We start from the raw sequence: 18,514 nt of genomic DNA, 5'->3' as shown, positions 1-18,514 counted from the left end.
GGATTACCCCCCACAATTGCGTGGGGGGTAATTCTATTTGCGATATTCGTGATCGAATTCTCAGGCGTGGTCGGATCCGGTAGAAAGGCATACGTGGCTCAGGACAGGCAAGGCGGCAACGGCGGGCGCCGTCCGCGTTCTTCGGCACCGCGCTCGTCGGGCCCTGACCGGGCTCGGCGCTCGCAGCCGAAGCCCGATCGCGAACCGTCCGGCCCGCGAATCCCCGAGAACATTGAGGCCAAACAGCTTTCCCCCGAAATACGCCGAGAGCTCACAACTTTGGACCGTGCCACCGCGGATCTGGTGGCTCGGCATCTGGTGGCGGCCGGCGAACTTCTCGTCGACGATCCCGAGGCCGCACTCGCTCATGCCAAGGCCGCCAAGACCCGCGCGAGTCGCATCGCGGCCGTCCGGGAAGCCGTCGGCATCGCCGCGTACCACTGCGGCGACTGGGCGCAGGCGCTCGCAGAACTGCGCGCGGCACGGCGCATGGGAAGCCGCTCGCCGCTGCTTCCGCTGATCGCCGACTGCGAACGCGGCGTCGGCCGTCCCGAACGCGCCATCGAGTTGGCACGCAGCGACGAAGCCGCGCAACTGACCGGTGACGATGCCGACGAACTGCGCATCGTGGTGGCCGGCGCGCGGTCCGATCTCGGCCAGCACGAACAGGCGCTGGCGCTCCTGTCGTCGCCGCAACTCGACCCCGCCCGCACCGGGCAGACCGCAACCCGGCTGTTCTATGTCTACGCCGAGACCCTGCTGGCCCTTGACCGCAAAAGCGATGCGCTGCAATGGTTCATCCACGCCGCAGCCGCCGATGTCGACGGCGCCACCGACGCCGAAGACCGGATCACGGAGCTGGGCTGACGTGGGCGCGCTCGTTCAGGACCATGACTGCCTCCTGCTCGATCTCGATGGCACCGTCTTTCGCGGCCACGAGCCCACGACCGGCGCCATCGAAACGCTCGCGACGGTCGACGCCCGCACGCTGTATGTGACCAACAACGCCTCGCGGGATCCGGCCGAGGTCGCCCAGCATCTGGACGCCATGGGCTTCGCGGCAACCGCCGATGATGTCGTGACCAGCGCGCAAAGCGCCGCGAACTTGTTGGGAAGCCAGTTATCCCCGGGCGCAGTGGTTCTCGTCGTCGGCACCGACGCATTGGCGGCCGAACTACGCCGCGTCGGCCTCAAACCGGTCCGGCAGTGGTCAGACGACCCTGTCGCGGTGGTGCAGGGACACTCGCCCCAGACCGGCTGGCCGGATCTGGCCGAAGCCGCGCTGGCCATCCGCAACGGAGCGCTGTGGGTCGCGGCCAACGTCGACCTGACCCTGCCCTCCGAACGGGGTCTGTTGCCGGGTAACGGCTCGATGGTGGCGGCGCTGCGCGCGGCAACCGGCGCCGACCCGCAGGTGGCTGGCAAGCCGCAACCCACGATCTTCGCGGATGCGTTGGCGCGCGGCGACTTTCGCACACCGCTGGTGGTCGGGGACCGGCTCGACACCGATATCGCAGGCGCCAACGCGGCCGGTCTGCCGAGCCTCATGGTGCTCACCGGGGTCAGCACCGCCGACGATCTGGTGCGCGCCGCGGCGGCCGAGCGACCCGACTACCTCGCCGCCGATCTGCGCTCGCTCTACGCCCGCCCCGACGCGATGCGCATCCACGCGCACCCCGCGTGGCGTGTCGACGTCGACTCCGCCGAAGTGATCGTGCACTCCACCGGACGCGATCCCGCCGATCCGCTGTCGGTGGTGCGGGCCACCGCCGACGCGGTCTGGACCGCCGGTCTCGACGGTGCCACCCTGACGGTGACCGCCGGTGACGACACCGCACGCCAAGCCCTGCACCGGTGCTCCCTGCTCAGTCCGTCGCATCGACTAGCGTGAGTACCGATATGAGTACCGACCCGGACCAGATCCGCGCTCAGATCGCCGCACTGCTGGCTGATCTACCCGACCCCGCCCAAGACGGTGTCGAGCTGGCCGACGCCGACGTCGACGCCCTCGCGGCCCGGCTGGAAGAGGCCCACGAACTGCTGGTCCAGGCGCTGGAATCGGTCGAGAAGGGATGACCGTCAGTGACGCGGCGGGCACGTGTTGATGCCGAGTTGGTGCGACGCGGGCTGGCCCGCTCCCGCCAGCAGGCAGCCGAGCTGATCGGGGCCGGGCGGGTGAGCATCAACGGTATGCCCGCCGCCAAGCCGGCGACCGCGGTCGCCGTCACCGCCACCCTCACCGTTGAAGCCGACGAACGCAGCTGGGTATCCCGAGGTGCCCACAAACTGATCGGCGCGCTGGACAGCTTCGGGCTGGCGGTCGCGGGCCGACGGTGCCTGGACGCCGGGGCCTCGACCGGGGGCTTCACCGAAGTCCTGCTGGATAGGGGCGCCCGCGAAGTGGTGGCCGCCGACGTCGGCTACGGCCAGTTGGCCTGGCCGCTGCGCCGCGACCCGCGCGTGACGGTGATGGAGCGCACCAACGTGCGGGAATTGACTGCCGATGCCATCGGCGGCACCGTTGAGCTGGTGGTGGCCGACCTGTCGTTCATCTCACTGTCCACTGTCCTACCGGCGCTGACCTCGTGTGCCGCACCCGACGCCGATATCGTTCCGATGGTGAAGCCCCAGTTCGAGGTCGGCAAGGACCGCGTCGGGGCCGGCGGTGTGGTCTCCGATCCGCGCCTGCGCGCCGAGGCGGTGCTGGCCGTCGCGGATCGTGCGGCCGAACTGCGTTGGCACACCGTCGCTGTCACCGCAAGCCCGTTGCCCGGCCCGTCGGGCAACGTCGAATACTTCCTGCACCTGCGTGCCCGCACAGACCGCGCCCTACACGGTGAGGCGCTCACGCAGGCGGTGGCCGACGCCATCGCGGAGGGTCCGCAATGACCAACGGCCGCGCTGTCCTCCTGGTTGCCCACACCGCACGCGAAGACGTCACCGAAGTGGCGCGTCGCGTGCACAAGGTGCTGGGCGACAACGGAATCGGGCTACGGATGCTGTCGGCGGAGGCTGTGGACCACCGCGGGCCCGCCAACCTGTCGCCCGACGACATCCGGGCTCTCGGCGTCGAAATCGAGGTGGTCGACGCCGATGAACGGGCCGCCGAAGGCTGCGAACTGGTGCTGGTGCTCGGCGGCGACGGCACCTTCCTGCGTGGTGCCGAGCTGGCCCGCAACGTCGAAATCCCGGTGCTGGGCGTTAATTTGGGCCGGATCGGGTTCCTCGCCGAGGCGGAGGCGGACTCCATCGACAACGTGCTCGAGCGCATCATCAACCGTGACTACCGCGTGCAGGAACGGATGACGCTCGACGTCGTCGTGCGTGTCGAGGGCAGGATCGCCGACCGTGGCTGGGCCCTCAACGAGGCCAGCGTGGAAAAAGGCCCCCGGCTCGGGGTGCTCGGCGCGGTGCTCGAGGTCGACGGGCGTCCCGTGTCTACCTTCGGCTGTGACGGTGTGCTGGTCGCGACGCCGACCGGATCCACCGCGTGGGCGTTCTCCGCGGGCGGACCCATCGTGTGGCCAGACCTGGAGGCAATCCTGGTGGTGCCCAACAACGCCCACGCGCTGTTCGCGCGGCCGATGGTGACCAGCCCTGATGCGGCGATCGCGATCGAGATCGAAGGTCACGGCCACGACGCGCTGGTGTTCTGCGACGGCCGCCGCGAGATGGTCGTACCTGCCGGCGGCCGCGTCGAGGTCACCCGCTGTGGCACCCCGGTCAAGTGGGTCCGCCTTGACAGCGCACCGTTCACCGATCGCCTGGTGCGCAAGTTCCGGTTGCCGGTCACGGGGTGGCGCGGACAGTAGTGCTATCCGAGATCCGCATCGAGGCACTGGGCGCCATCGGCACCGCGACCGCCGAGTTCGATCGGGGGCTCACGGTGCTGACCGGCGAGACCGGCACCGGCAAGACGATGGTGGTCACCGGCCTGCACCTGCTCGGCGGGGGCCGCGCCGACACCACCCGAGTACGCACCGGCGCCAACCGCGCAGTGGTCGAAGGCCGCTTCATCACAGCTGAACTGGGCGACGGGGTGGCCGCCGTCGTCGACGAGATCCTCGACACCTCGGGAGCCGAACGCGACGACGACGGCAGCGTCATCGCCGCCCGCTCGGTCAGCCGGGACGGACCGTCACGCGCCTACCTCGGCGGGCGCAGCGTGCCGGCGAAATTGCTGAGCAATTTCACCACCGAGGTGCTTGCCCTGCACGGCCAGAACGATCAACTGCGGCTGATGCGCCCCGACGAACAGCGTGGCGCGTTGGATCGCTTCGCCGACGTGGAGACCAAACTCAAGCGTTACCGCACGGTGCGCGACGACTGGCTGGCAGCGCGCGGAGACCTCACAGAACGCACCGATCGCGCGCGCGAGATGGCGCAGGAAGCCGATCGGCTGAAGTTCGGCCTCGACGAAATCGACGCTGTCGCACCGCAACCCGGTGAGGACGATGCGCTGGTCGAGGACATCAGGCGGCTTTCGGAACTCGACGCGCTCCGTGAAGCCGCCCAGATCGCCCGCGCCGCGCTGGCCGGCGCGCCTGAGGACGACCCGTCGCACGACGCCACGTCGGCGACAGAGCGCGTCGGGCAGGCCAAGTCCGGGCTGGAAAGCACCGATGACCCCGCTCTGCGGGCGCTCGGCGAGCGGCTCGGTGAAGCGCTGACGACGATCACCGACGTCGCCGCCGAACTCGGCGACTACTTGTCCGAATTGCCCAGCGACGCCAGCACGTTGGAAACCAAGCTGACCCGGCAGGGCGAATTGCGCACGCTTACCCGCAAATATGCCGCCGACATCGACGGTGTGCTGCAGTGGGCCCGCGACGCCCGGGACCGCCTGGTGCAACTGGACGTATCCGAAGAGGCGCTCGCGGAGCTCGAGCGCCGCGTCGCAGAACAGCAGACCAAGGTCGTCACCGCGGCGGCCGAACTGACCAAGGCGCGCACCAAGGCCGCCAAGGGCATGTCCAAAGCCGTCACCCAGGAGCTGTCCGGCCTGGCGATGGCAGGCGCCGAGTTCGCGGTCTCGGTGGCTCCACTGCCGGCCCGGGCCGACGACTCCGCACCCCTGACCCTGCCGTCGGGTCAGACGGTGCACGCCGGTCAGTACGGCGTCGACGCCGTCGAGTTCGGTTTCGCCGCCCATCAGGGCACCGAGCTGCTGCCGCTGAACAAGAGCGCCTCCGGCGGAGAGCTCTCGCGCGTGATGCTGGCACTGGAAGTGGTGCTGGCCGCATCGGCCGAGGGCACCACGATGGTGTTCGACGAGGTAGACGCCGGCGTGGGCGGCCGCGCCGCGGTCCAGATCGGGCGCCGGCTGGCCCGGCTGGCCCGCACCCATCAGGTCATCGTCGTCACCCATCTGCCGCAGGTGGCCGCCTACGCCGACGTACATCTCATGGTCGACAGCGGCAACGGCCGCAGTAAGGCCAGCGTCGTGCGCCGCCTCGACGACGAGGACCGGATCGCCGAGCTGGCCCGCATGCTGGCCGGGCTGGGGGAGTCCGACAGCGGCCGCGCGCACGCCCGCGAACTGCTCGAGGCGGCGCAGAAAGAGCGTGCCGAGCGCGACTAGCGGCTCAGGACGGTGTCGATCAGATTCGCGATGAACCGGGGATCGGCTGGTTCAGAGGTGGCCAGCCTGCGGTAGAACAACGCGCCCGACAGTGCTTCCGACGCGGCCTCCGGATCGACGCGGGCCGGAAACTGGCCGTCGGCGACACCCGAGGCGATCGTGTCGGTCAGGCGTTGTCGCCGTCGTGCCGAGTACCCCTGGAAGAACTCGCGGATGGCTGGCTCGGTTTCGGCGGCGTGCACCAGTGCGGGGATGCACGCCGATACCGCCGAATCGCTGAGCGCACGGGCGAGATGGCCGAGCAGTATCTCCACCCGGTCGCGGGCAGTCCCGGCGGGTGCTTCGCGTTCCGGTTGCGGTTGGACGTTGAGGGTCTCCAGCGCATCGGCGATCAACGCGTGTTTGTCGGGCCAGTGCCGGTAGACCGTGCTGCGGCCCACCCGCGCGCGTGCTGCCACGGCGTCCATCCGGAAGCCCGCGTGACCGGCCGTCGCGAACTCGTCCAATGCGGCACGCAAGATCGTTCGGCGTGAGTGCTGGACACGCGGATCGGGCAGACCTTTCTGGGACATCGTTGTATCATAACCTACAGGAGGTGCAAAGATGAGTGGTATAAGTGTTCGTTACATCGTGGACGACGTCGATGCCGCCGTGCGGTTCTACACCAATGCGCTGCAGTTCGAGGTGGCCATGCGCCCCGCACCCGGGTTCGCCATGCTCCGTCGCGACGAGTTGCGGCTCCTGTTGAATGCCCCCGGCGGCGGAGGCGGCGCGGGTCAGTCGCTCAGCGACGGCAGCCAACCAGTTCCCGGTGGCTGGAATCGATTTCAGCTAGAGGTGGACGACCTCGACGACACCGTTTCAAAGCTCGCCGATGCCGGGGTGGCACTTCGCGCCGACGTGATCACCGGCCGAGGTGGCCGACAAGCTCTGGTGTGCGACCCCGCCGGAAATCTCGTGGAACTCTTCGAGCCCTTCCGGTGAAGTGTTACTCATGTGACAAAAGGGACAGATGTTACGGCGCGCCTCCGACGGATAACGCCGGTGCCTCGACAGAATCGCCGCATGAAGATGTCAGCCCTGCTATCTCGTAATGCCAGCTCACGCCCGGGCATCACCGGCACGGCCCGCGTCGACCGCGACATCGAGAGGCTGCTGCGGCGAATCACGCCGGGCGACATCGTCGTCATCGACGCGCTGGACCTGGATCGGATCACCGCCGACGCGCTGGTGGAATCCGGCGTCACCGCGGTCGTCAACGCCTCGCCGTCGATCTCCGGGCGCTACCCGAACCTCGGCCCTGAGGTGCTGGTCGGCAACGGCGTCACCTTGTTCGACAACACCGGCGAGGAAGTGTTCAAAAAGGTCAAGGACGGCGCCCGGGTGCGCCTGCACGATGGCGGCGTGTACTCGGGGGACAAGCTCCTGGTGCAAGGGGTCGAACGCACCGACCACGACATCCACGAGCTGATGCATGAGGCCAAGAGCGGGCTGGTGGCCCACCTCGAAGCCTTCGCGGGCAACACCATCGAGTTCATCCGCAGCGAGAGCCCACTGCTCATCGACGGGATCGGCATACCCGACATCGACGTGGACCTCAACCGCCGCCACGTGGTGATCGTCGCCGAGGACACCAGTTCCGCCGCCGACCTCAAGGCGCTCAAGCCGTTCATCAAGGAGTACCAACCGGTGTTGATCGGTGTGGGCTGCGGCGCCGACGTCTTACGCAAGGCTGGGTATCGGCCCGCGCTCATCGTCGGCGACCCCGACAAGATGAGCGCTGACGTGCTGCGGTGCGGCGCGCAGGTGGTGCTGCCCGCCGACGCCGACGGCCACGCGCCCGGGTTGGAGCGCATCCAGGATCTGGGTGTCGGCGCGATGACGTTCCCGGCCGCTGGGTCGGCCGCCGATCTCGCGCTTCTGCTGTGCGATCACCACGGCGCCTCGCTGATCGTCACCGCGGGCCACAGCGCAAGCATCGAGGAGTTCTTCGACCGCTCACGCCAGCAGAGCAACCCGTCGACGTTCCTCACCCGACTGAAGGTGGGGGAAAAGCTCGTAGACGCCAAAGCCGTCGCCACGCTGTACCGCAGCAGGGTTTCCGGCGGGGCGATCGCGATGCTGGTGCTCGCGATGATGGTCGCAGTCATCGTCGCCCTGTGGGTGGCCCGCGCCGACGCGGCCCTGCTGGACTGGGTCGCCGATTACTGGAACCAGTTCCTGCTCTGGGTACAGGGCTGGGTGACCTAGGAGTAGCGCGTGATATCCCTACGCACACACGCGATCTCACTTGCCGCCGTTTTTCTCGCCTTGGCGATCGGCGTGGCGTTGGGATCTGGTCTGCTGTCCAACACGGTGCTGTCCGGCCTGCAGAGCGACAAACGCGACCTCCAGCACCAGATCGACACGCTGAACACCGACAAGAACGCGCTCAACCAAAAGCTCAGCGCAGCCGACGAATTCGATGCGCAGATGTCGCCGCGAATCCTTCACGACGCGATGAAGGACCAGTCGGTGGTGTTGTTTCGCACGCCCGACGCCACCGACGACGACGTCGACGCGTTGACCCGGCTGATCGGACAGGCAGGCGGAACGGTCACCGGAACCATCGCGCTGACCCAGGAATTCGTCACCGCCAACTCCGCCGAGAAACTGCTGTCGGTGGTGAACTCGCCGATTGTGCCCGCCGGGAAGCAGCTGAGCACGTCCTCGGTGGACCAGGGTTCGCAGGCCGGCGACCTGTTGGGCATCAGCTTGCTGATCAACCGGGACCCGAAGGTGGCGCCAGTCGACGACATGCAGCGCGACACCGTGCTGGCGACGCTACGCGACACCGGTTTCATCACCTACGGCAACCAACGGATCGGCCCGGCCAACACCGCGCTGGTCGTCACCGGCGGCGCACTCGGCGAGGACGCCGGTAACCGCGGACCCACCGTCGCACGGTTTGCGGCCGGGTTGGCCCCGCACGGCTCCGGCACCGTCCTCGCGGGCCGCGACGGCTCCGCATCGGGCACCGCGGCCGTCGGGGTGGCGCGCTCCGACGCCGCGCTGAACTCGGCGATCACCACGGTCGACGATATCGACGTCGAAGCCGGCCGGATCACCTCGGTGCTGGCGCTCGGCGACCTCGCCAACGGTGCCCGGCCCGGCCAGTACGGCATCGGGACGGGCGCGACCTCGGTCACCGTCCCGCAGTGACGGCCCTCGGCGCGTCCCCGACGCTCAGGCCCTCGGCGCGTCACCGACGCTCAGGCCCTCGGCGCGTCACCGACGCTCAGGCCCTCGGCGCGTCACCGACGCTCAGGCCCTCGGCGCGTCACCGACGCGGTGTCACCCTCGGTGTTAGGGTGGGGTTCCGTGGGCTGGCAGGCCCCAAGCTCTAGGAACGGCCTAGAAAAGTAAGCCCTGCCCGTCGTCACGGAGGTTGCTCTTGCCAGCGTTACGCAAGCACCCGCAAACCGCCACCAAGCATCTCTTCGTCACGGGCGGGGTCGTTTCTTCCCTCGGCAAGGGTCTGACGGCGTCGAGCCTCGGCCAACTGCTCACCGCCAGGGGTCTGCGCGTCACGATGCAGAAGCTCGACCCGTACCTCAACGTCGACCCCGGCACCATGAACCCGTTCCAGCACGGTGAGGTGTTCGTCACCGAGGACGGTGCCGAAACCGACCTCGACGTCGGGCACTACGAGCGGTTCCTGGACCGCGATCTGACCGGCTCGGCCAATGTCACGACGGGGCAGGTGTATTCGACGGTCATCGCCAAGGAGCGCCGCGGCGAGTACCTCGGCGACACGGTCCAGGTCATTCCGCACATCACCGACGAGATCAAGCGGCGCATCGTGGCGATGGCCGAACCCGACGCCGACGGACGCCGGCCCGATGTGGTGATCACCGAAATCGGCGGCACCGTCGGTGATATCGAGTCGCTGCCGTTCCTGGAGGCCGCCCGGCAGGTCCGCCATGAGGTCGGCCGGGAGAACTGCTTCTTCCTGCACTGCTCGCTGGTGCCGTTCATGGCGCCGTCGGGTGAGCTCAAGACCAAGCCGACGCAGCATTCGGTGGCCGCGCTGCGCAGCATCGGTATCACCCCGGATGCGTTGATCCTGCGCTGCGACCGCGACGTGCCCGAACCGTTGAAGAACAAGATCGCGCTGATGTGCGACGTCGACGTGGACGGGGTGATCTCCACCCCCGACGCGCCATCGATCTATGACATCCCCAAGGTGCTGCACCGCGAGGAACTCGACGCCTACGTGGTGCGCCGGCTGAACCTGGCGTTCCGTGACGTGGACTGGACGCAGTGGAACGATCTGCTGCAGCGTGTCCACGAGCCCCACGAGACCGTGCGGATCGCGTTGGTGGGCAAGTACATCGACCTTTCCGACGCCTACCTTTCCGTGACGGAGGCGTTGCGGGCGGGTGGGTTCAAGCACCGCGCGAAGGTGGAGTTGCGCTGGGTCGCCTCCGATGACTGCGAATCCGAAAGCGGGGTCGCGGCGGCGCTCGACGACGTGCACGCGGTGCTGATCCCAGGCGGGTTCGGTATCCGCGGCATCGAAGGCAAGATCGGCGCCATCAGCTACGCCCGCAAACGCAAGCTACCGGTACTCGGGTTGTGCCTCGGCTTACAGTGCATCGTCATCGAGGCCGCACGCTCGGTCGGGCTCATCGAGGCCAACTCCGCCGAGTTCGACCCCAAGACACCCGATCCGGTGATCTCCACGATGGCCGACCAGCGCGACGCGGTCTCGGGTGCGGCCGACCTCGGTGGAACCATGCGGCTGGGTGCCTATCCGGCCGTGCTCGAACCGGATTCGATTGTGGCGCAGGCCTACGAAGCCACCGAGGTGTCCGAACGCCACCGGCACCGCTACGAAGTCAACAACGCCTACCGCGACCGCATCGCCGAAAGCGGGCTGCGGTTCTCCGGAACCTCGCCGGACGGCCACCTGGTGGAGTTCGTCGAGTACGACCGCGATATCCACCCGTTCATCGTCGGCACCCAGGCCCATCCCGAGCTCAAGAGCAGGCCCACCCGCCCGCATCCGCTGTTCGTCGAGTTCGTGCGGGCGGCGCTGAACTACAAGGCAGAGGAACGGCTTCCGGGCATGGACATCCCGGAGCACGCAAACGGATCCGAGCATCCCGAGGTGATCGGGCAACTGCTGACGGAGCCCGAACTGCAAAAGTCGCAAGTCCGTGGCTGAGCACGACTTCGAGACCGTCGACTCCGAGACCCGCTACGTCGGAAAGATCTTCGCCCTGCGCGCCGACGAGGTGCGGATGCCGGGCGACCACACCGCGCGGCGCGAAGTCGTCGAGCACTACGGCGCGGTCGCGGTGCTCGCGCTGGACGACGAGCACAACGTCATGCTGGTGTACCAGTACCGCCACCCGTTCGGCCGCAGGCTGTGGGAGTTGCCGGCAGGCCTGCTGGATGCCGGTGGCGAGCCGCCGCACATCACCGCCGCGCGTGAACTGAAGGAAGAAACTGGTCTGGCCGCAACGACATGGCACACGCTCGTCGACCTCGACTCGGCGCCGGGAACATCCGACGAGAGCGTGCGCGTGTACCTGGCCACCGGGCTGACCGACGTCGGCAGGCCCGAAGCCCACGACGAGGAAGCCGACCTCAAGCTGCAGTGGTTTCCGCTCGAGCAGGCGGTGCAGATGGTGCTGTTCGGTGAGATCGTCAATTCCATTGCGGTAGGCGGAATTCTGGCCACACACGCGACGGGGGATGTGTCCTCACTGCGGCCCGTCGATACGCCTTGGACAGACCGCTCGACCGCGTTCGCTCGCCGCAAGGGCATGTTGTGACCACGTTTCGCACGGCGCTGGAAGACCAGGTGCAGGGCTACCTCGACCACCTGACCATCGAGCGCGGCGTCGCGGCCAATACGTTGAGCTCCTACCGCCGTGACCTGCGGCGCTACACCGAACACCTGACGGGTCGCGACATCGACGACCTGGCCAAGGTGTCCGAAACCGACGTCAGCGATTTCCTTGTCGCGCTGCGTCGCGGCGACCCCGAGGCCGGAACGGTCGCCCTTTCGGCGGTGTCGGCGGCGCGCGCGTTGATCGCCGTGCGCGGCCTGCACCGGTTCGCCACCGCCGAGGGGCTCACCGAGAACGACGTGGCCTGCGCGGTCAAACCGCCGACGCCGAGCCGGCGCCTGCCCAAGAGCCTCACGATCGACGAGGTGTCGGCGCTGCTGGAGGCGGCAGGCGGTGACAGCGAGGCGGACGGGCCGCTGACCTTGCGTAACCGGGCGCTGTTGGAGGTGCTCTACTCGACCGGCGCCCGCATCTCCGAGGCGGTCGGGCTCGACGTCGACGACGTCGACACCCAGGCTCGGTCGGTGTTGTTGCGCGGCAAGGGCGGTAAACACCGGCTGGTGCCGATCGGCCGACCCGCGGTCACCGCGCTGGATGCGTACTTCGTACGGGGCAGGCCCGAGCTGGCGCGTCGCGGCCGGGGCAACGCGGGATTGTCCCCGGGTCGCTCCGCTCCTGCCCCAGGAGCGATCTTCCTCAACGCCCGCGGCGGACGGCTGTCGCGCCAAAGCGCATGGCAGGTGCTGCAGGACTCAGCCGAACGGGCCGGCATCACCGCAGCGGTATCGCCGCACGTGCTGCGGCACTCGTTCGCCACGCACCTGCTCGATGGCGGCGCCGACGTGCGCGTCGTGCAGGAACTGCTCGGCCACGCGTCGGTCACGACGACGCAGATCTACACCATGGTGACCGTCACCGCGCTGCGCGAAGTGTGGGCAGGCGCCCATCCGCGGGCGCGATAGTCAGGCGCCCAGGTACTCCGACTCCAGCACCAGGTCGGGCAGCATCGACTGATACTCGACGTGGGTCTTGTGCTCGACGGTGCGCCACAGCTTGCCCTGCTGTTGGCTCATGTATGCCCGGTACTTCGGGGCGCCGGGGACCAAGACGTTGTCGGCGACGACGACCGACCCGGGATGCAGCCAGCCACGGTCGAGCACGCTCTGCAGATCGGAGAGGTACGCGCGTTTGTCGTGGTCGATGAACAGCACGTCCAGCGTGCCCGCGGCGAAACCGTGTTCGTCGGCCAGCGCGTCGAGGGTCTTGCCGCCGTCACCGAGCGTTCCCACCACGCAGGTAACCCGGTCATCGACCCCGGCATGCGCCCAGATGCGCCGCGCCACTTCGGCGTTGGCCGCGGAGAACTCGACGGAGTACACCTTGGCCGACGGTGCCGCGCGGGCCAATCGCAGCGCGCCGTACCCGCAGTAGGTGCCGAGTTCGAGCACCAGGCGCGGGTCGGCGCGCCGGACCGCGGCATCGAGCAGGGCGCCCTTTTCATCGCCGACGTTCATCAGCATCGACTTCTGATAGGCGAAGTCGTCGATGGTGGCCAGCACGTGCTCGACGTCACCGCGGCGCGCGTGGCGCTCCACGTGCGCCGCACACGCCTGTTCGCGGCCGTCGCCGATCTGGCCGGTCTTCGCGAAACCGGGCATGCCCAGCGCGAAGCGCCAGACCGACCAGCGAAGAAAGGGCAGTTTCTGCTTCAGCGCCATGGCGACACTTTATGCCTCGGTGCGGCCCGATCGCCCCGCATGTTGCCCAGCGGGTCTGCCTGACCAGGCACGCCTGTCCCGTTAAACTTGCCCGGATGTTCGCCATGCGGGTGCTGTGCCTGACCAAAGGTGGTCGCGCATGAGCGACGACGGCGAAAAAGCGGTGGGCCTGACCGGTCGTCCGCCCCGTCCGGTCCCCGAGCCCAAACCCAAGTCCGTACACGGCCCGGCCAAGGTCATCGCGATGTGCAACCAGAAGGGCGGCGTCGGCAAGACCACGTCGACCATCAACCTGGGCGCCAGCCTTGCCGAGTACGGCCGCCGGGTGCTGCTGGTGGACCTGGACCCGCAGGGCGCGCTGTCGGCGGGTCTGGGAGTTCCGCACTACGAGCTCGAACACACCGTGCACAACCTGCTCGTCGAACCGCGGGTGTCGATCGACGACGTCATCGTCAACACCCGGGTCAAGGGCATGGACCTGGTGCCCAGCAACATCGACCTGTCGGCCGCCGAGATCCAGCTGGTCAACGAGGTGGGCCGCGAACAGACCCTGGCCCGGGCGCTGTACCCGGTGCTGGACCGCTACGACTACGTGCTGATCGACTGCCAGCCGTCGCTGGGCCTGCTCACCGTCAACGGCCTGGCCGGCAGCGACGGGGTGATCATCCCGACCGAGTGCGAGTTCTTCTCGCTGCGCGGGCTGGCGCTGCTGACCGACACCGTCGACAAGGTGCGCGACCGGCTCAACCCCAAGCTGTCGATCAGCGGCATCCTGATCACCCGGTATGACCCCCGCACCGTAAACTCGCGCGAAGTGATGGCCAGAGTTGTGGAGCGGTTCGGCGACCTGGTGTTCGACACCGTGATCACCCGGACGGTGCGCTTCCCGGAGACCAGCGTGGCCGGTGAGCCGATCACCACATGGGCGCCGAAATCCAGTGGTGCGGTGGCTTACCGGTCGTTGGCTCGCGAAGTCATCGACCGGTTTGGCGCGTGAACGCCCAGACCGAACCGGACCAAACCGAACAGTCGGGTTTCCAGGTCCGGCTGAGCAACTTCGAGGGTCCGTTCGACCTGCTGCTGCAGCTGATTTTCGCGCACCGCCTCGACGTCACCGAGGTCGCGCTGCATCAGGTGACCGACGACTTCATCGCCTATACCAAGGCGATCGGCCGAGAACTGGAACTCGACGAGACCACAGCGTTTCTGGTGGTGGCCGCGACGCTGCTCGATCTGAAGGCCGCCCGCCTGCTGCCTGCCGGCGAGGTGCACGACGAAGACGATCTCGAACTGCTCGAGGTGCGTGACCTGCTGTTCGCGCGGGTGCTGCAGTACCGGGCGTTCAAGCACGTCGCCGAGATGTTCGCCGAACTCGAGGCCGCCGCGCTGCGCAGCTATCCGCGGGCGGTGGCGCTGGAGGACCGTTATCAGGATCTGCTGCCCGAGGTGATGCTGGGCGTCGACGCCGACAGCTTCGCGCAGATCGCCGCGGCCGCCTTCACGCCGCGTCCGGTTCCTACCGTGGGTACCGAGCATCTGCACCAGGTGGCGGTGTCGGTGCCCGAACAGGTGGCTAACCTGATGGGGCTGCTGGAGCGGCGCGGGGTGGGGCAGTGGGCGTCGTTTCGCGACCTGGTGGCCGACTGCGGGGCCCCGATCGAGATCGTCGGCCGGTTCCTGGCGCTGCTCGAGCTGTACCGGGCCAGGGCAGTAGCATTCGAACAACCAGAACCGCTTGGTGTGCTCCAAATTTCGTGGACCGGAGAACGTCCGACCGAGCAGCACCTCGCGGCGGAAGTGGACCACTATGACTGACGACAACGACGCCGACGCCGCGACTGATCTCGACCTCGGCATCGACGTCGCGACCGCGCCGGAGTTGCAGGATTCCGAACTGGGCGCGGTGTTGGAGGCGCTGTTGTTGGTGGTCGACACCCCGGTCACCGTCGAGCAGCTGGCCGCCGTCACCGGGCAGCCCGCCGACCGGGTCGCCGAGAAGCTGCGGTCGATGGCCGATGAGCTCACCGCCCGCGACAGCGGCATCGATCTGCGCGAGGCCGGCGGCGGCTGGCGGATGTACACCCGGGCTCGCTACGCACCCTACGTCGAACGGCTGTTGCTCGACGGGGCGCGTTCGAAGCTGACCCGTGCCGCGCTGGAGACGCTGGCGGTGGTGGCCTACCGCCAACCGGTGACCCGAGCTCGGGTCAGCGCGGTACGCGGCGTCAACGTCGACGCGGTGATACGCACGTTGGTGGCGCGCGGGCTGATCACCGAAGCCGGCAATGACCCGGACTCGGGTGCGGTGACCTTCGCGACCACCGAGTTGTTTCTGGAGCGCCTGGGTTTGACGTCGCTGGCCGATCTGCCCGATATCGCGCCACTGCTTCCCGACGTCGACGTGATCGACGACCTGAGCGAATCCCTGCACGACGAGCCCCGATTCCGCAAGCTCAACGGGGCACCGTCACCCGAGCAGCCGATGTCGTTTGATGTGGACCAGGATTCAGATGGCTGAACCTGACGGTGTGCGGCTACAGAAAGTGTTGTCCCAGGCCGGAATTGCATCGCGCCGCGTGGCCGAGAAGATGATTCTCGACGGCCGCGTCGAGGTCGACGACCAGGTGGTCACCGAGCTGGGCACGCGGGTGGATCCGGACGTTTCGGTGATCCGCGTCGACGGCGCCCGGGTCAAACTGGACGACACCCTGGTGCACCTGGCGATCAACAAACCCAAGGGCATGCACTCGACGATGTCTGACGATCGGGGCAGGCCGTGTGTCGGCGACCTGGTCGAGCACCGGGTGCGGGGCAACAAGAAGCTCTTTCACGTCGGCCGACTCGACGCCGACACCGAAGGGTTGATGTTGCTGACCAACGAGGGTGAATTGGCGCACCGGCTGATGCACCCGTCCTACGAGGTGCCCAAGACGTATCTGGCCACGGTGCTGGGCTCGGTGCCACGCGGGTTGGGGCGCACGTTGCGCTCCGGTGTCGAACTGGACGACGGGCCCGCCAGCGTGGACGATTTCGCCGTGGTCGACAAGGCGCCGGGCAGGACGCTGGTGCGGCTGACCCTGCACGAGGGACGTAAGCGGATCGTGCGTCGACTGCTCGCCGCGGTGGGCTATCCGGTGCAGGAACTGGTGCGCACCGAGATCGGCAGCGTGTCGTTGGGGGATCAGCGGCCGGGCAGCATCCGGGTGCTCACCCAGAAGGAACTCGGCGAGTTGTACCGGGCGGTCGGATTGTGAACGCGACGCTGGTGATCGCCATCGACGGCCCCGCGGGAACTGGAAAGTCCACGGCGGCAAGAGATTTAGCGCGCGCTTTGGGGGCGCGCTATCTTGATACGGGCGCGATGTACCGGATCGTCACGCTGGCTGCGGTGCGCGCAGGAGTGGATCTGCACGACACACCGGCCATCGAGACGGTCACCCGGGATGTGCCGCTGTCGGTCGGATACAACCCCGACGAGGACAAGGCTTACCTTGACGCAGAAGATGTTTCGGCCGAGATCCGCGGGGACGCGGTGACCAAGGCGGTGTCGGCAATCTCGGCAGTGCCCGCGGTGCGGGCCCGGCTCGTCGGGCTGCAACGCGAACTGGCGTCGGGCCCCGGCAGCATCGTCGTGGAGGGCCGCGACATCGGCACCGTGGTGCTGCCCGACGCCGACTTGAAGATCTTCCTGACGGCGTCGGCGCACGAACGTGCGCGGCGGCGCAACGCCCAGAACGCCGCTGCCGGCTTGGCCGACGACTACGAATCGGTGCTGGCTGATGTGCAGCGGCGCGACCACTTGGACTCCACGCGTCCGGTGTCACCGCTGCGGGCCGCCGCCGACGCCGTGGTGGTCGACACCAGCGACCTGTCGGCGTCCGAGGTCGTCGCGCACCTGCTGCAGCTCGTCCGCGACCGTGCGGGGGCCACGCCATGACCGGTGACGGCACCTGGAGCGACGAAAGCGATTGGCAGATCGGTGCGGACGACGTCACCGAGGCGGTCGACGACGCGGCGGCCGCACCGCCGGTGGTCGCGGTCGTCGGCCGGCCGAACGTCGGCAAGTCCACGTTGGTGAACCGGATCCTGGGCCGCCGCCAAGCCGTCGTGCAGGATGTGCCCGGCGTGACCCGCGACCGGGTGTCTTATGACGCGATCTGGTCGGGCCGGCGGTTCGTGGTACAGGACACCGGCGGGTGGGAACCCGACGCCAAGGGGCTGCAGCAGTTGGTGGCCGAACAGGCGTCGGTGGCGATGCGCACAGCCGACGCCATCGTTTTCGTGGTCGACGCCGTGGTCGGGGCGACGACCGCTGACGAGGCGGCGGCTCGGTTGCTGCAACGCTCCGGTAAGCCGGTGTTCTTGGCGGCCAACAAAGTTGACAGCGAGCGAGGCGAGGCCGACGCCGCCGAGTTGTGGTCGCTGGGCCTCGGCGAACCGCACATGGTCAGCGCGATGCACGGCCGCGGGGTGGCCGATCTGCTGGATGAGGTCATCGACGCGCTGCCCGCGGTGTCCGAGCTGGCCTCGAGCGGGACCGGACCGCGTCGCGTCGCCTTGATCGGCAAGCCGAACGTCGGCAAGAGCTCGCTGCTGAACCGGCTGGCCGGCGATGAGCGGTCCGTGGTGCACGACGTCGCAGGGACCACGGTGGACCCCGTCGACTCGTTGATCGAAATGGAAGGCAAGCTCTGGCGCTTCATCGACACCGCGGGGCTGCGGCGCAAGGTCGGTCAGGCCAGCGGGCACGAGTTCTACGCATCGGTGCGCACGCACGGGGCGATCGACGCGGCCGAGGTGGCGATCGTGTTGATCGACGCATCGCAGCCGTTGACCGAGCAGGACCAGCGGGTGCTGTCGATGGTGATCGAGGCGGGTCGGGCGCTGGTGTTGGCGTTCAACAAGTGGGATCTGGTCGACGAGGACCGCCGCTACCTGCTGGAGCGCGAGATCGACCGGGAGTTGGCGCAGCTGCAGTGGGCGCCGCGGGTCAATATCTCGGCCAAAACCGGCCGGGCCGTGCAGAAGCTGGTGCCTGCACTGGAACGCTCGCTGGAGTCGTGGGACACCCGGGTGCCGACGGGACGGCTGAACACCTTCTTCAAGGAAGTCGTTGCGGCTCATCCTCCGCCGGTGCGCGGCGGCAAGCAGCCGCGCATCCTGTTCGCCACGCAGGCCACCGCACGACCACCGACGTTCGTGTTGTTCACCACCGGCTTCATCGAAGCGGGCTACCGGCGTTTTCTGGAGCGACGGCTGCGTGAGACCTTCGGGTTCGAGGGCAGCCCCATCCGGATCAACGTGCGGGTTCGGGAAAAGCGCGGCAACCGCTCCCGGTGATTTCGGCGCGTTTACGGCCCGTGAGCGGTCCTAAC

General features: G+C 68.2%; 20 protein-coding genes. 18 read left to right on the top strand and 2 right to left on the bottom strand.

The features are described 5' to 3' along the window. Nucleotides 1-93: 93 nt before the first annotated feature. From ABQF13_RS17720 to recN, 6 genes are read left to right on the top strand one after another with little or no spacing between them, the layout of a single operon-like run. The gene (locus ABQF13_RS17720; protein WP_448394072.1) at nucleotides 94-867 is read left to right on the top strand and encodes a tetratricopeptide repeat protein; all 774 of its coding nucleotides are present in this window, start codon (nucleotides 94-96) and stop codon (nucleotides 865-867) included. Between the two features lies 1 nt (nucleotide 868). Further along, on the top strand, nucleotides 869-1,891 hold the full coding sequence (locus ABQF13_RS17715) for an HAD-IIA family hydrolase (protein ID WP_448394071.1): 1,023 nt from the start codon (nucleotides 869-871) through the stop codon (nucleotides 1,889-1,891). 8 nt (nucleotides 1,892-1,899) lie between these two features. Continuing rightward, nucleotides 1,900-2,076, top strand: a complete 177-nt coding sequence (locus tag ABQF13_RS17710) for a hypothetical protein (protein ID WP_448394070.1) — start codon at nucleotides 1,900-1,902, stop codon at nucleotides 2,074-2,076. Nucleotides 2,077-2,082: 6 nt separating this feature from the next. Next, complete coding sequence (locus ABQF13_RS17705) at nucleotides 2,083-2,889, top strand: TlyA family RNA methyltransferase (protein ID WP_448394069.1); 807 nt, start codon at nucleotides 2,083-2,085, stop codon at nucleotides 2,887-2,889. Next, a complete protein-coding gene (locus ABQF13_RS17700; RefSeq protein WP_448394068.1) occupies nucleotides 2,886-3,812 on the top strand; it encodes an NAD kinase in 927 nt (308 codons plus the stop codon). Before ABQF13_RS17705 ends, ABQF13_RS17700 begins: the two co-directional genes overlap by 4 nt. Continuing rightward, complete coding sequence (gene recN / locus ABQF13_RS17695) at nucleotides 3,812-5,581, top strand: DNA repair protein RecN (protein WP_448394092.1); 1,770 nt, start codon at nucleotides 3,812-3,814, stop codon at nucleotides 5,579-5,581. Before ABQF13_RS17700 ends, recN begins: the two co-directional genes overlap by 1 nt. Here recN and ABQF13_RS17690 read toward each other — a convergent pair. After that, on the bottom strand, nucleotides 5,578-6,153 hold the full coding sequence (locus ABQF13_RS17690) for a TetR/AcrR family transcriptional regulator (protein WP_448394067.1): 576 nt from the start codon (nucleotides 6,151-6,153) through the stop codon (nucleotides 5,578-5,580). The genes recN and ABQF13_RS17690 overlap by 4 nt on opposite strands. Nucleotides 6,154-6,184: 31 nt before the next feature. Here ABQF13_RS17690 and ABQF13_RS17685 point away from each other — a divergent pair, with 31 nt between their 5' ends. The 6 genes from ABQF13_RS17685 (at nucleotide 6,185) to xerD (ending at nucleotide 12,383) form a co-directional block, all read left to right on the top strand. After that, the gene (locus tag ABQF13_RS17685; RefSeq protein ID WP_448394066.1) at nucleotides 6,185-6,565 is read left to right on the top strand and encodes a VOC family protein; all 381 of its coding nucleotides are present in this window, start codon (nucleotides 6,185-6,187) and stop codon (nucleotides 6,563-6,565) included. Between the two features lie 81 nt (nucleotides 6,566-6,646). Beyond that, nucleotides 6,647-7,831, top strand: coding sequence for a putative cytokinetic ring protein SteA (gene steA / locus ABQF13_RS17680; protein WP_448394065.1), 1,185 nt, complete (start codon nucleotides 6,647-6,649; stop codon nucleotides 7,829-7,831). Nucleotides 7,832-7,840: 9 nt separating this feature from the next. Next, nucleotides 7,841-8,782: a copper transporter gene (locus tag ABQF13_RS17675; RefSeq protein ID WP_448394064.1), complete on the top strand. Its 942-nt coding sequence runs from the start codon at nucleotides 7,841-7,843 to the stop codon at nucleotides 8,780-8,782. A gap of 232 nt (nucleotides 8,783-9,014) precedes the next feature. Beyond that, entirely contained in the window at nucleotides 9,015-10,790 is a 1,776-nt protein-coding gene (locus tag ABQF13_RS17670) for a CTP synthase (protein WP_448394063.1), read from the top strand. After that, complete coding sequence (locus ABQF13_RS17665) at nucleotides 10,783-11,403, top strand: NUDIX domain-containing protein (protein ID WP_448394062.1); 621 nt, start codon at nucleotides 10,783-10,785, stop codon at nucleotides 11,401-11,403. The genes ABQF13_RS17670 and ABQF13_RS17665 overlap by 8 nt, the downstream gene beginning before the upstream one ends. Then, the gene (gene xerD, locus ABQF13_RS17660; protein ID WP_448394061.1) at nucleotides 11,400-12,383 is read left to right on the top strand and encodes a site-specific tyrosine recombinase XerD; all 984 of its coding nucleotides are present in this window, start codon (nucleotides 11,400-11,402) and stop codon (nucleotides 12,381-12,383) included. The genes ABQF13_RS17665 and xerD overlap by 4 nt, the downstream gene beginning before the upstream one ends. On the opposite strand, the gene ABQF13_RS17655 is transcribed toward xerD, so the two are convergent. Further along, nucleotides 12,384-13,139 (bottom strand): O-methyltransferase, encoded by a 756-nt coding sequence (locus tag ABQF13_RS17655; RefSeq protein ID WP_448394060.1) that lies wholly within the window; start codon nucleotides 13,137-13,139, stop codon nucleotides 12,384-12,386. A gap of 139 nt (nucleotides 13,140-13,278) precedes the next feature. Here ABQF13_RS17655 and ABQF13_RS17650 point away from each other — a divergent pair, with 139 nt between their 5' ends. From ABQF13_RS17650 to der, 6 genes are read left to right on the top strand one after another with little or no spacing between them, the layout of a single operon-like run. After that, nucleotides 13,279-14,136 (top strand): ParA family protein, encoded by an 858-nt coding sequence (locus tag ABQF13_RS17650; protein WP_448394059.1) that lies wholly within the window; start codon nucleotides 13,279-13,281, stop codon nucleotides 14,134-14,136. Then, entirely contained in the window at nucleotides 14,133-14,954 is an 822-nt protein-coding gene (locus ABQF13_RS17645; RefSeq protein ID WP_448394058.1) for a segregation/condensation protein A, read from the top strand. Before ABQF13_RS17650 ends, ABQF13_RS17645 begins: the two co-directional genes overlap by 4 nt. Beyond that, nucleotides 14,947-15,657, top strand: a complete 711-nt coding sequence (gene scpB / locus ABQF13_RS17640) for an SMC-Scp complex subunit ScpB (protein ID WP_448394057.1) — start codon at nucleotides 14,947-14,949, stop codon at nucleotides 15,655-15,657. Before ABQF13_RS17645 ends, scpB begins: the two co-directional genes overlap by 8 nt. Further along, the gene (locus ABQF13_RS17635; protein WP_448394056.1) at nucleotides 15,650-16,393 is read left to right on the top strand and encodes a pseudouridine synthase; all 744 of its coding nucleotides are present in this window, start codon (nucleotides 15,650-15,652) and stop codon (nucleotides 16,391-16,393) included. Before scpB ends, ABQF13_RS17635 begins: the two co-directional genes overlap by 8 nt. Next, nucleotides 16,390-17,076 carry a (d)CMP kinase gene (gene cmk / locus ABQF13_RS17630; protein WP_448394055.1) on the top strand — a complete coding sequence of 229 codons (687 nt, stop codon included), beginning with the start codon at nucleotides 16,390-16,392 and terminating at the stop codon, nucleotides 17,074-17,076. The genes ABQF13_RS17635 and cmk overlap by 4 nt, the downstream gene beginning before the upstream one ends. After that, complete coding sequence (gene der / locus ABQF13_RS17625; protein ID WP_448394054.1) at nucleotides 17,073-18,479, top strand: ribosome biogenesis GTPase Der; 1,407 nt, start codon at nucleotides 17,073-17,075, stop codon at nucleotides 18,477-18,479. The genes cmk and der overlap by 4 nt, the downstream gene beginning before the upstream one ends. Nucleotides 18,480-18,514 lie beyond the last annotated feature (35 nt).

Source organism: Mycolicibacterium sp. XJ879, from assembly GCF_053483935.1.
This window is presented reverse-complemented; position numbering and strand designations above follow the sequence as displayed.